Source organism: Psychrobacter sp. JCM 18901 (genome assembly GCF_000586435.1).
Classification (GTDB): domain Bacteria; phylum Pseudomonadota; class Gammaproteobacteria; order Pseudomonadales; family Moraxellaceae; genus Psychrobacter.
Genome location: NZ_BAWH01000012.1, coordinates 80,067 through 92,516 on the forward strand (window position 1 = coordinate 80,067; position 12,450 = coordinate 92,516).

11 protein-coding genes and 1 pseudogene are annotated in these 12,450 nt (G+C 42.5%); 5 read left to right on the forward strand and 7 right to left on the reverse strand.

What is annotated here, in order from left to right; all coding sequences use genetic code 11:
• Positions 1-103 precede the first annotated feature (103 nt).
• Positions 104-904 (forward strand): crotonase/enoyl-CoA hydratase family protein, encoded by an 801-nt coding sequence (locus tag TT11_RS10075; RefSeq protein ID WP_261870312.1) that lies wholly within the window; start codon positions 104-106, stop codon positions 902-904.
• A 213-nt stretch (positions 905-1,117) separates the two neighbouring features.
• On the opposite strand, the gene TT11_RS10080 is transcribed toward TT11_RS10075, so the two are convergent.
• Positions 1,118-1,936 carry a hypothetical protein gene (locus tag TT11_RS10080; protein ID WP_261870313.1) on the reverse strand — a complete coding sequence of 273 codons (819 nt, stop codon included), beginning with the start codon at positions 1,934-1,936 and terminating at the stop codon, positions 1,118-1,120.
• Between the two features lie 367 nt (positions 1,937-2,303).
• On the opposite strand from TT11_RS10080, the gene TT11_RS10085 reads away from it, so the two are divergent.
• Together TT11_RS10085 and guaA are read left to right on the forward strand one after the other, a co-directional pair.
• A complete protein-coding gene (locus TT11_RS10085; protein WP_261870314.1) occupies positions 2,304-3,461 on the forward strand; it encodes a MalY/PatB family protein in 1,158 nt (385 codons plus the stop codon).
• Between the two features lie 221 nt (positions 3,462-3,682).
• The gene (guaA, locus tag TT11_RS10090) at positions 3,683-5,293 is read left to right on the forward strand and encodes a glutamine-hydrolyzing GMP synthase (RefSeq protein WP_261870316.1); all 1,611 of its coding nucleotides are present in this window, start codon (positions 3,683-3,685) and stop codon (positions 5,291-5,293) included.
• Between the two features lie 214 nt (positions 5,294-5,507).
• Here the strand turns inward: guaA and TT11_RS17280 are convergent, their stop codons facing one another.
• From TT11_RS17280 to TT11_RS10115, 5 genes and pseudogenes are all read right to left on the reverse strand, one after another.
• Entirely contained in the window at positions 5,508-5,762 is a 255-nt protein-coding gene (locus TT11_RS17280) for an HNH endonuclease (protein ID WP_370587835.1), read from the reverse strand.
• Positions 5,711-6,355 carry an HNH endonuclease gene (locus TT11_RS10100; RefSeq protein ID WP_261870317.1) on the reverse strand — a complete coding sequence of 215 codons (645 nt, stop codon included), beginning with the start codon at positions 6,353-6,355 and terminating at the stop codon, positions 5,711-5,713. The genes TT11_RS17280 and TT11_RS10100 overlap by 52 nt, the downstream gene beginning before the upstream one ends.
• A gap of 132 nt (positions 6,356-6,487) precedes the next feature.
• Positions 6,488-7,492 carry a YhdH/YhfP family quinone oxidoreductase gene (locus TT11_RS10105; protein WP_261870318.1) on the reverse strand — a complete coding sequence of 335 codons (1,005 nt, stop codon included), beginning with the start codon at positions 7,490-7,492 and terminating at the stop codon, positions 6,488-6,490.
• Between the two features lie 192 nt (positions 7,493-7,684).
• Positions 7,685-8,661: pseudogene (locus TT11_RS10110) on the reverse strand (zinc-binding dehydrogenase).
• 178 nt (positions 8,662-8,839) lie between these two features.
• Positions 8,840-9,154: a hypothetical protein gene (locus TT11_RS10115; protein ID WP_261870319.1), complete on the reverse strand. Its 315-nt coding sequence runs from the start codon at positions 9,152-9,154 to the stop codon at positions 8,840-8,842.
• A 343-nt stretch (positions 9,155-9,497) separates the two neighbouring features.
• On the opposite strand from TT11_RS10115, the gene TT11_RS10120 reads away from it, so the two are divergent.
• Positions 9,498-10,217: an aspartate/glutamate racemase family protein gene (locus TT11_RS10120; RefSeq protein WP_261870320.1), complete on the forward strand. Its 720-nt coding sequence runs from the start codon at positions 9,498-9,500 to the stop codon at positions 10,215-10,217.
• A 25-nt stretch (positions 10,218-10,242) separates the two neighbouring features.
• Here TT11_RS10120 and TT11_RS10125 read toward each other — a convergent pair whose 3' ends face one another.
• The gene (locus TT11_RS10125) at positions 10,243-11,286 is read right to left on the reverse strand and encodes a nitronate monooxygenase family protein (protein ID WP_261870322.1); all 1,044 of its coding nucleotides are present in this window, start codon (positions 11,284-11,286) and stop codon (positions 10,243-10,245) included.
• 334 nt (positions 11,287-11,620) lie between these two features.
• Here TT11_RS10125 and TT11_RS10130 point away from each other — a divergent pair, with 334 nt between their 5' ends.
• Positions 11,621-12,145, forward strand: coding sequence for a hypothetical protein (locus TT11_RS10130; protein WP_261862458.1), 525 nt, complete (start codon positions 11,621-11,623; stop codon positions 12,143-12,145).
• Positions 12,146-12,450: the final 305 nt, after the last annotated feature.

A 12,450-nucleotide genomic window follows, 5' to 3' on the forward strand; every position in this document is an offset into this window, starting at 1 on the left:
TATTAAAGGTGACTTCTCACTCAATCTCTACCGATAAATTATTGAGATTCGACTATATAACCACTCATTATATGCCAATGATTACTTTAACAAGGATGGAACCATGACTACGGATAGTAACGCCACAGAGAACCGCATCACTTATAACACGCAAGGCCATGTTTGCCTTGTCGGGCTAAATCGTGCCAATAAACGCAACGCCTTTGACAGTCATATGATTGGTCAGTTATCTGACGCGATGACACGCTACGAGCAAGATGACAATTTACGCTGTGCGCTGATATTTGCGCATGGTGATCATTTTACTGCTGGGCTGGATTTGGTAGAGCTACAAGACAAGCTAAACGATGGTGTGTTTGAGTTTAATGACGATCAAATCGATCCATGGGGCATCAGTGGAAAGCTGCGTACCAAACCCGTGGTCGTCGCGGTGAAAGGTACTTGCTTCACTGTGGCTATCGAGCTGATGCTAAACAGTGATGTGGTCATCGCTAGTGATAACTGTAACTTTGCACAAATGGAAGTACAGCGCGGCATCATGCCATTTGGTGGGGCAACGGTACGCTTTGTCGCAGCGGCAGGCTGGCAAAAAGCCATGCCGTATCTGCTTACTGGTAAAGCATTTGATGCGCAAACGGCAGATAGACTGAATCTGGTCAGTGAAGTGGTAGCAAACGGCACTGAATATGAGCGTGCATTGACGCTGGCACAAGAGATCTGTAAAGCTGCGCCTTTGGGTGTGAGAGGGGCATTGTCTTCAGCACAAGATGCCAGCCGTAATGGTGCAGCAACGGCATTGGCCAATATCCATAGCTATCTGCCGCCGCTGTTTCATTCAGAAGATGCAAAAGAAGGTGTAATGGCGATGGTTGAGAGACGTGAGGCTGAGTTTAAGGGGCGTTAATACTAGTATGGTTTAAGAGTGTTTCTCATACGCAAAAGATAAAAGGACGATATGTGCACTTACCTTTTAAACTTCCGTAAAAATCCTATTTAATCAAACATACCAACCAAAAAAAACCTCGCAATTGCGAGGTTTTTTTCATTTTATCGAGTATTACTGACTTATCTAGCATGGCTGGTTATAGCTATACCAGTGTTATTGGCTCAACTATAATTATTTAGCTTTTTGGTAGTAATCAACCATCATCGTACCTAAAGTGCCGTTATCATCGATCGTGACGATTCTGACTGTACCTGATTGTGCTGCGGTACTCGACTGCACTTGTCCAGCGTTACCTAGGACGACTTGATTGTCTTTAGACGCCTTTGCCTCATTACCGATAGCGATACTGTTCATGCCGCCTGCCATAGATTTATTACCAACCGCGACTGAAGTTGCGCCTTGTGCCATAGCTGCTTCACCGACAGCGGTAGAGCGCATACCGCTTGCATTGGCTAGATGACCAAACGCTTGTGCGCGTTCAGCAGTGGCTTTTGACTGCCAACCGATAGACGTTGAGCCTAGACCAGCGGCATTGGCTTCACCGCCAACGGCAGTGGCTGAGTTGAGACCTGCATTGGCTTTATTACCGACAGCAACCGTATCATTATTGCCACCTGCCATAGCTGCTTCACCGACAGCGGTAGAGCGTACACCGCTCGCATTGGCTAGATGACCAAAAGCTTGCGCACGTTCGGCAGTGGCTTTTGATTGCCAACCGATAGAGGTTGAGCCTAGACCAGCAGCGTTGGCTTGACCGCCAACGGCAGTAGCTGAGTTTAGACCTGCATTGGCCTGACTACCGATGGCAACGGTATCATTGGTGCCGCTAGTTGTGGCAGCGTTGCCGAGAGTGATGGCGGTGCTGCTAGCTGAGTTTGCAGTCTGATGGTCAGTTCCTGTTGCCATAGCAGTGCAAGAAGCAGTTGCGGCAATGGCAAAGGTGAGCGCACTAATCTTTAGTACTGATTTCGGTAAAAAGTCCATTTTCATTCTTCATTCCTTTTTGTTAGCCTTGATGGCTTATTAGATAGTTTGGGTAGATGTTGATAGATTATAATCATGGCGACATCAGCGCACTTTGGCATAAATAACTTTATGATAGATAGAGTCTGAAACCTTAATGTAGCATTAATTTTTAATCATTATTAAAATAATGTTCACTTTATATCTTTGAAGGTTATTTAAGCCGATAAATGGATAATTAAGGTCTAAAAACACTTTAATTTTTTTGTGTAAAATTGAATGCGCCTTAATCTACTAGAGCGGATAGCGTAGCGTATATTGATAATACAATGCATATATTGCGCTGTATTTTTGACGTTCCAAACCATTATTATTCCAAATAAGAAGAGTACCAATGCAATATAACTTTGATGAAATAATCGACAGACGCGATACCGGCTCACTCAAGTGGCACTATAGCGATGACACAATTGCGCTATGGGTGGCGGACATGGATTTTAAGGCTGCCGCACCGATATTAAGCGCGGTTGAGCAAGTCGTGCAGCATAGCATCTTGGGTTATACCAAGCCTACTGATGCCTTATACAACTCGATTATTAACTGGCATGGCAGTCGTTATGACTTGCAGTTAGAGAAGCAAAATATCTTGTTTTCCCCTGGTGTCGTGCCAAGCCTAGCGCTGATGATGAATGTCTTTACCAAGGTAGGCGAGGCGGTAATGGTCAACGATCCTATTTATACACCCTTTATGAGCAAGGTTGAGCAAAATGGTCGCAAGCTTGTACTCTCTGCATTAAAGGAAGTCGAAGGTAAATATCATCTGGAATTAGCTGATATCGAAGCCAAGATAATCGAGCATGAGGTTAAGCTTTATCTACTGTGCAATCCGCACAATCCTGGCGGGCGTGTATGGACGAGGGACGAACTAAAAACGCTACTGGCCATTTGCAAAAAGCACAACGTGGCGATTGTTAGTGACGAGATTCATCAAGATTTGACCTTGACTGGTCATACATTTACGCCATTTCTGACGCTGACAGAAGGCTATGAGCACAACGTAGTCAGCCTGACTTCGATGACCAAAACCTTTAACATCGCTGGTATCAAAGGCTCGATGATATTTGCTAAAGATAAGGCGCTAATCAAAAAAATCAGTCAGCAGCAGCAATTAAATGATGAGTACGAGCTGAACCTATTTGCGTATACAGCCATGCGTAGTGCTTACGAGCACGGCGGTGAATGGCTAGAGCAGGCGCTTAGTTATATCGAAGCCAACATTAAATTGACGGTGCAGTTTTTAAATGAGCATTTGCCTGATATTAAAATCATGCGCCCAGAAGCATCGTACCTAATTTGGCTAGATTGTTCAGCATATAGTCAAGACGATCAGATGCTCTATGATGCGCTTACAGCTGCTAAAGTTGAGCTAAACGCTGGCATTAAATATGGCGAGGAAGGACATTTAAAGATGCGTTTGAATGTGGCTTGTCCTAAAGAAATATTGATAGAAGGGTTGAATCGCATTCATGCAGCGTTGGGTGATATTACGTAGTAAACCTAGTAAATGGCTGATGAATAGAGAAGAAGATAGTTTGCTCGTAATTGGGTTTGCTATCTACTCTTTGCTTATTTTTGTCATTACTTAGAGAGTAATTATATAAATTGAGGGTATGCGCGAATAATAATCGTGAATAATTAACCATCTAATAGCCAATAGAGGGCGTAAACTTGTTAAAATAGGGCACCAATTTATCTATTGATGGATATCGATTTATGACCACTGCTGCTGCCACTCCTGCAATCAAAGAAGATCGCATTTTAATCCTCGATTTTGGCTCGCAATATAGCCAGTTAATCGCTCGCCGTGTGCGCGATTCTGGGGTGTTTTGTGAGATGTTCCCTTATGATATCGACACTCAGCGCATCATCGATTTTGGCGCAAAAGGCGTCATCTTGTCAGGTGGCCCTGAGAGCGTCCACGCAGAAAACAGCCCACGTATCAACGATGCCGTGTTTGATCTAGGCGTGCCAGTACTAGGTATCTGCTACGGTATGCAAGCGATGGCAGATCGTTTCGGCGGGCAAGTTCATGCCAGTGATATTCATGAGTTTGGTGCGGCGACTATCGAAGTAAATGGTCACTCGCAGCTGACTGACGGTATCGAAGACAGCAAGACTGACGGCGAGGCTGCCAAGCTAAATGTTTGGATGAGTCATGGTGACAAGGTCATTGAAGTACCTGAAGGCTTTGACATCATCGCTAGCACGCCAAGCTGTCCGATCGCGATTATGGCCAATGATGACAAGCAATACTACGGCCTACAGTTCCACCCAGAAGTGACGCATACGCTACAAGGTCAAGCGCTGCTTGGTCGTTTCGTTCATCAAATCTGTGAATGTGCAGGTGAGTGGACGCCAGACAATATCGCTGATATGCGTATCGCACAGTTAAAAGAGCAAATCGGTGACAAGCAAGTATTGCTAGGTCTATCGGGCGGTGTTGATAGTTCAGTCGTTGCCGCGTTATTGCACAAAGCAATCGGCAATCAGCTGACTTGTGTGTTCGTCGATAACGGTCTATTGCGTCTGCATGAAGGTGACCAAGTCATGCAAATCTTTGCAGAAAACATGGGTGTAAAAGTCATCCGTGTTGATGCTGAAGATTTGTTCTTAGATGCGCTAGCGGGCGAGTCTGATCCAGAGAAAAAACGTAAAATCATCGGCAAAACCTTCATTGACGTATTCGCTGATAGCGCGCGTCAAGTGAGCGAGCAGAGCGATGGTAAAGTTGTTGAATTCTTAGCACAGGGTACGATTTACCCAGACGTGATCGAATCTGCTAAGTCGCATCAAGGCAAAGCACACGTCATTAAGAGCCATCATAACGTAGGCGGTTTGCCAGATGATTTGGCATTTAAGCTGATTGAGCCATTACGTGATTTGTTCAAAGATGAAGTACGTAAGCTTGGTATTACCTTGGGTCTACCAGCCAAAATGATCTATCGTCATCCGTTCCCAGGTCCAGGTTTGGGCGTGCGTATCCTTGGCGAAGTCAAAAAGGAATATGCGGATATTCTGCGTTTGGCTGATGCGATCTTTATGCAAGAGCTTGAGCGTTCAGGCTGGTATGACAAGACGGCACAAGCATTTGCCGTATTCCAACCAATAAAATCTGTCGGTGTGGTCGGCGATGGTCGCCGATATGCATGGGTAATCGCGCTACGTGCGGTTGAAACCGTAGACTTTATGACGGCTCGCTTTGCGCATCTGCCGTATGATTTGATCGAGACGGTATCGAACCGCATCATGAATGAAATCGCTGAAGTATCACGCGTGACTTATGATGTATCGAGCAAGCCACCTGCAACGATTGAGTGGGAATAAATCGTTTAAGTATTCTAAAAGGTAACGGTGTTAACCTCGCTAGATGTACAACCACGTACTATCTGCGCTCGGTTGCCTTGTTACCATCTTAGACTACGTAACTTATCTAAATAGCGTTTTAACTCAAATTTTTTTGAATTGATATACAGCTTGTTATAAATAAAAAAAGCACTCAACATGGTTGGGTGTTTTTTTGGTTTTGAAGTTAAGCGTTTCACTCATTAATTTTTGCTTCGATAGCAGCAACTTCGTTTATCAACTGACTATTAAATTCTAAATAATTTAAAGAGTAGTGTGCTCTTCGATGACAGGTAGGACACAACGCGATAACATTTTGAGGTAAATCTGCCCCACCGTCTGCCAACCTAGTTAAGTGGTGTACTTCAAGGTAAGGTCCAGATTTAGTTTTAAATGGAGCTATCTCATTACATCCTTCACATATACCATTAGCTCTTCTCTTGCATAAAATTTAATTGCCACACTACGGTTTTGGATAGACTGGATTTTCTCTTGTGTACTTGCTTGGGTTGGCGTTGCACTCAAGGCAATCTCTCGTAATTTCTGTAATGAATGGCCTTTACTAGGCTTAGTAATGTACATAGCTTTGGGAGATTCAACTATCTCGGAAGTTAGAGCTTGAGCTGCATCAATATTTTGAGTATTAACTATATCTAAATGAAAAACGATAGCTTCACGAAGATAGCCATTTCTATCTGGCCGCTCTTCAATATGGTGAAAAACATAATTACATGTTCCTAAAAACCGTACAAAACCTCGTGATGTATATTCAAAAAGTAAAATTTCTTTATTGTTTTTTTGATGATCGTGAATAGCTAAATTACCTTTAGACATTTTCATGTCACCTTCTTGTCCTTCACCTGTGTATTTAAAGGTACCATTAGGATCAAAACTATCAATATATCCATACTCGCTACCAGAATCACCTGTAAATATAAATACATATGGATGAGCGGCAGGAGTAGCTATACCTCCATATTGCTGACCCTTATATCTACCGTGTATATCAGCACGCCTATTATAAATTTTTCCTATCTCAAACAATTTAACTTCCTTATTGTTAATATTCCATAAAACCAATATAGTAAACTTAAGTTTGTTAAAGTCAATTAAAAAAGCGGTGCTCTTTCAGATAAAGAGCACCGCTACTGTTTATAATATTTGTTCTGAAGAAAACTATCCCTTCACATTCACCACATAACGCCCAACCACTTTGCTCGACATAAAGCGATCTAGGTATTCTGGCGTTTGCTCTAACGTAATCTCTTCACCATAGCTCTCAAGATTAGGCAGCTTCATATCGGTGGCAACACGTTTCCAAATGGCTTCTTTATCAGCCAGTGGAATATAAACCGAGTCGATACCCAATAATGATACTGCTCTAGTGATGAATGGCATGACCGTCATGGAAAACTCAGCGCCGCCTGCTAGACCACAACTGGTCACCGCGCCGCCTGCTTTGGTTTGTTTAAGCAAGTTAGATAGGTAGTCGCCGCCGATGGTATCAATAGCATTTGCCCATAGCTCACGGCCGACAGGTTTATTACCGATTTCATTGATGGTATCGCGATGACGCACTTCGCTTGCGCCCACTGCTTTTAGATGCTCGCTTTGCTCTGGCTTACCTGAGAATGCAATCACTTCATAGCCGAGCTGCTTTAAGATAGCGATACTGATCGTACCTACGCCGCCTGTTGCACCAGTCACAGCGACTGGGCCATCACTGGGTTTTGCACCCATTTTCTCTAACTTTTGCACACTCAGTGCTGCGGTTAGGCCGCCGGTACCATAGGTCATCGCTTCTTTTAGCGTCAGCGTCTCTGGGCACGCCAGCGCCCAATCTGCTGGTATAGAGATCATTTGACCGAGACCACCATCTGTGTCCATACCGAGATCATAGCCGAATACCAATACTTCTTGTCCTGCGCTAAATGTGCCTGATTTATCACTGACGACCACGCCAGCTGCGTCGATACCTGGGGTATGCGGGTACTGTTTGGTGATTCGTTTATTACCAGTGGCTGACATTGCGTCTTTAAAGTTTAACGATGAATAATGCACTTCGATGAGCAAGTCATTTTCCGGCAAGTCACTGACTTTGCGCTCTTGAATGCTTTTTTTGAATTCGCCATCACTGGTTTCTTCGACTACTAAAGCTTTGAAAGTTGTATCGTTTGACATGGTTATATCCTTATTAAATATTATTATTCGGGTTGATGAGTAATTGCTTATGTATATGTCTGCATTAGAATTACCATAACAACAGTACGGTTAAAATAAAAAAGCCCATAGTATTATCTAACGAGTAATACAAATGGACTTTTCATATTTATGATGCCTTCAATGACAATCAATGCAAGATTAGAGTACCACTTAAGGTTTTAGGATAACTTTACCTTTTTTGCTTGATTGTACTTTTCCAGAGACGGCAGTTGTGATGTCGTCCAGACTATAAATGGCTTCGATAGGGAGTTTTAGATCGCCATTCGAAGCGCGCTCTAGTAACTCATCGATTAGACGTTGTTTGTTATCGAGATCCATTTCTTGGCTGGTTTTGCTGCCCCAAAACCTTTTACAACGGCTTGCTTAAAGATCAAGCTGCCAGCGTCTAGTGCCATTGGCTTGCCTGACATGATACCAAATGAGACCAGCGTGCCTTTGCTGCCAAGTAATGATAGTAGCTCGTTGCTCGACTCACCACCGACTGAATCGACAGCTGCTGTGATCTTATCATCACCAATGATAGCGCGAACTTGGTCTTTCCAGTCATTATCAGCGGTGACGACATTGTTTTTGATACTGAGCGAGGTCAGCTCTTCTATCGCATCTTTACTACGTACGAGATTGATCGTATTCACACCGCGTGCTGCTGCGAGCATCGCAAGCGTTTTACCCACTGCGCCGTTTGCCGCGTTATGAATAATCCATTGACCTTTATCTACTTCCAAAAATTCTAATAGCATTAGGGCAGATAGCGGCATAGCGATCAGCTGGGCAGCCAACTCGTCTTCGATGCTATCAGGCATGTTAAATACCATGCTGGCAGGAGCGACAAAATACTCTGCCCACGTCTCATGCACACTAGCGCACGCCACACGTTGGCCGACGCTTAGATCTGTGACGTCATCACCCACGGCATCGATAATACCTAGCGCTTCACTACCACCGATGGCTGGCATCTCAGGCTTATAGCCATATTGACCACTTACCGTTAGCAAGTCATGGTTGTGTATAGGGGAGAGGATGGTTTTGATGCGGACTTCGTTGGCAGCTGGCTGCGGCATGGGGCTGTCGCCAACGCTCAATACGTTGGAGGGTTTGCCAAAGCTGTTATGAATAGCACTACGCATGATGATTTCCTTTGTTTATTTTTAATAATCGTATTCTAGTTATTTGATTGTCTATCAGTGATGGACACTCGAAAAAAAGCGTGCAATCAGCTAACAACAGTAGCAACTTTGATGGATTGTTATCAGTACTTTTTTTGGTTAAGTAACGTTGTTGCTTACTGATGAGGACATTGCACAATCATGGCAAATTTAAGATAGCGATATTATTGGGTATCATGCTGTAGTGCGCAGGAATATTTAATAAAACTCTATCCTGCTCAGTACATGCTCTTGTATTAGATAGGCGCAGATGTACGCACTTGGCCACGCAAAAATAAAAGCCAGTCCCCAAGAATGCATCAACTCCATAAAAAAAGCCATCAACGTAGCCTACTTTTACCAATAATAGCGCTGACGAGATAATAAGCGACATCATCATCGCCATCAGACCTGTAAAGATAAGGCGATAGAGTTTGCGACGAATGCGTATTCTGATAGTGGGGAAGTTGGTCATAGTATTTGGTGTCCTACAGGATGATAGCAATTAATGACGCTCAGCCTATGATGCTGGCGTATGGCACAAATATAATTATGCGGTAATAAATAAGCGTAACTGACAAGATAGTTGGCTACGAGGGCACATGATACGCTTCGAAAATGAGTAGGTAAAATCGTTATTATTAATGGTAGGGTTTGCGATATGTTATTAATATGATTATTGTCTTTAAAGCAGCATTTTAAAGCTTTTGAAGAGATTATTTCTAAAACGGATATCTCTAAAAATAGCGCGTTCTCAACAGTCGATTTTGCTACGATAACTTACTATAACTAAGAACAAAAACCACTAGGGGTATAGTATGGCAGTTCAAGAGCAACGAGGGTCTCAACAAAAAACATTAGGAATCATCGGAGGTATGAGCTGGGAGAGTACCGAGAGCTATTATCGTCTGATTAATGAAGGTGTCAAGCATCAGCTTGGCGGACTACATTCAGCAGATTTGTTGATTCATAGTGTGGATTTTGCGTTGATTAATGCGTTACAGGAGCAAGGCAGATGGGACGAGCTAGGCGTGATAATGGCTAGCAGCGCTCAGCGTCTACAAGCAGCTGGCGTACAAGGAATCATGATTGCCTCTAACACGATGCACAAACTGGTCGATGACGTGCGCTCCGCCACAGACTTGCCATTGACTCATATCGCTGATGCGACTACTGATGCTATCAAAAAACAAAATCTCACCAAAATAGCCCTGCTTGGTACTCAGTTTACGATGACTCAAGATTTCTATAAGCAGCGTCTGATTGATGCGGGTTTACAAGTATTGATACCAGAAGATGAGGCAAGAGCAGAAGTACATCGCATTATCAAAAAAGAGCTGTGTGTCGGTGAGTTTAAAGACAGCTCACGAGCGTATTATCGTCAAGTGATTAAAGATTTGGCAGCGCAAGGGGCAGAGGGTGTGATCTTGGGCTGCACAGAGATTGGTTTACTTATTAAACAGGCTGATAGCCCTATACCTGTATTTGATACCACAGCTATTCATGCAGCTGCGGCGGTAGATTTTTTATTAGAGTAGTGCGAACTGATAAAAATATTTAAGCCTATAACGTTTTTATCAGTCGCTCAAGCAGTTCAAGCGTGCTTTCTTGTTTGACCAAAGTTACCCCTTGTCCTGCCCATAAAGATTGATGTTCTGCATCCATATTTTTAGAGGCATGAGCTCGCATAGATTTGGACATGGCATTTAATTGTGGGTAGGGCGGTAGCTCATCAGCGCTTTCAAATTGAGCAAAATCACGCAGATAATCGTTTAATAAACCACGAGCGAGCTTACCTGAAAATAATCGAGTTAAGCGTGTCTCTGAGCTGCGTCTGCTGTGACTGGCATCGAGTAAGGCTTGCTTATAAGTATCATTGATACCGCATTGGTCGGTGGTCAAAAACGCCGTCCCCATTTGTGCAAGCTCAGCACCTGCCGCTTGTATTGCCTTAATATCCTGTCCTGTCATAATGCCACCTGCTGCAATCAAAGGAATATCAGTACAGGCACGGGTTTGGGCAATCAAAGTCAATAATCCCAATGGATCGCTTTCACTTTGCGGTAACCAACCACCGCGATGTCCACCCGCTTCAACCCCTTGTACACATACCGCATCTGCGCCAATTTCGCTCCATGCTTTCGCTTCTAGTGGATGATTGGCGGTACCGATGACGCGTGTGCCGAAACTTTGCAGACGCTGAACTTGCTCAGCACTGATAATGCCAAAGGTAAAACTGGCAACGGGAACGGGATTGTCATAGAGCACTTGTAGCTGCTCTGCGAAGCTCTGCGCTGGGCGTTCAGGTAGTGCAATTTCGATATTATTGTCTTGGTAGTACTCACTCAGCCAAGCGGGAATTTCGGTATCAAAGGTCGTAGATTCTTGCTCAGACAATACCATGAGATTGATCATAAACGGACGGTCGGTGAGCGATTTAATGGTATCAATTTGGCTGGTCAAAACATTTGGCGCAGTCATGCCAGATCCTAATGAGCCCAGTCCACCAAAGTTACTGACCGTCGCTGCCAGTTCAGGTGTGGTTGCTCCTGCCATTGGCGCTTGGACGATAGGGTAGGTTAAGTTTAGAGTATCAAGTAAGATCATGACGGGTAGCCTTTTATTAAGGTGTTTGCATGACTTACTTTAACAGAGCTGAGCGAACAGTACGTAAGATAGTGTTTATTTAGTTGCTAAATAAGGTGGTGGGTTTTGACTACGGAATTGTAGTTAAATTATTTGACTATAAAACTGTAGTTAAAGTTTATTAATACATATACTTGAGATTACTAAATATCTAGCCAAAGAAAGTTGAATTAAATGAAAAAAAATTCTAGACTCTTGTGGAATAATATTAGGCTAAGTGCAATAATTATGGTAAGTCCGTATTTTTAACTTAAAAGTCCTATGATTCAAAAATTCAAATGATATGAGAAAGAATATGAAGAATAATGATTTTCTAGATGAACCTACTGAAGATTTAATAAAGCAGTATATAGATAAATTCGAATTAGATGAAAGGTACAAGTATGGAGATAGTGCAATAATAAAACTGTTCGAAGCATTTCCAAATAACACTTCTCTTGAAGATATTATTTTAAAGGTCAGTGTGATTAATGAGCTATATAGCACTAGCATTTATAGTGTTTTCAAGGTGGCTCAGCATATATTAGAATGTGATGTCGATGAAAACATAAAGGCAGGAAATCCGGAGCTTGTACATCAAATCGCTACTGGACATAACATTCGTACTAAAAAGAATAATAAAGAAATCAATTTTTATTCTTTTGCTACTAAGTATTGCAATTGGCATAACCAAATAGATTATTCTATATATGACAGCTTCGTAGAAAAGACACTCATCGCCTACAAGGAAAGAGATAGTTTTTCAGACTTTAAGAAGAAAGATTTAAAGAGTTTTAAAAAAATTTCACCAAGTGATTTTAGATTTTATTACGTATTATAATCTTAACGGAAAAAAATGCGAAAGATATTGATAAGTTCTTATGGATATATGGAAAAGAGAAGTTCCCACCTAGTTATAAAAATAATTAAATAGGTTCTAACGGCTTCTCTACCACTCAGTTTTAATTCTTTGTAAGATATAGTCAGTTCAATATAATTTCGATACAAGGAAACCGAGCGCAAGTTATACATTAGTATGCTTAGCGAGGATGACGATGTAGCGGATTTATATAGACTTGACTATATTAATTCTTACTAAGATTTTCAAAAAAAAGATCAGTATCCAAGCCACCAAAACGATGACTA

What these genes read in the sequence shown, in the direction of transcription:
- TT11_RS10130 (WP_261862458.1), top strand. Translation starts at nt 11,621, where the DNA reads ATGAAGAATAATGATTTTCTAGATGAACCTACTGAAGATTTAATAAAG.
- TT11_RS10075 (WP_261870312.1), top strand. Translation starts at nt 104, where the DNA reads ATGACTACGGATAGTAACGCCACAGAGAACCGCATCACTTATAACACG.
- TT11_RS10085 (WP_261870314.1), top strand. Translation starts at nt 2,304, where the DNA reads ATGCAATATAACTTTGATGAAATAATCGACAGACGCGATACCGGCTCA.
- TT11_RS10080 (WP_261870313.1), bottom strand. Translation starts at nt 1,936, where the DNA reads ATGAAAATGGACTTTTTACCGAAATCAGTACTAAAGATTAGTGCGCTC.
- guaA (WP_261870316.1), top strand. Translation starts at nt 3,683, where the DNA reads ATGACCACTGCTGCTGCCACTCCTGCAATCAAAGAAGATCGCATTTTA.
- TT11_RS10120 (WP_261870320.1), top strand. Translation starts at nt 9,498, where the DNA reads ATGGCAGTTCAAGAGCAACGAGGGTCTCAACAAAAAACATTAGGAATC.
- TT11_RS10105 (WP_261870318.1), bottom strand. Translation starts at nt 7,492, where the DNA reads ATGTCAAACGATACAACTTTCAAAGCTTTAGTAGTCGAAGAAACCAGT.
- TT11_RS10125 (WP_261870322.1), bottom strand. Translation starts at nt 11,286, where the DNA reads ATGATCTTACTTGATACTCTAAACTTAACCTACCCTATCGTCCAAGCG.
- TT11_RS10115 (WP_261870319.1), bottom strand. Translation starts at nt 9,154, where the DNA reads ATGACCAACTTCCCCACTATCAGAATACGCATTCGTCGCAAACTCTAT.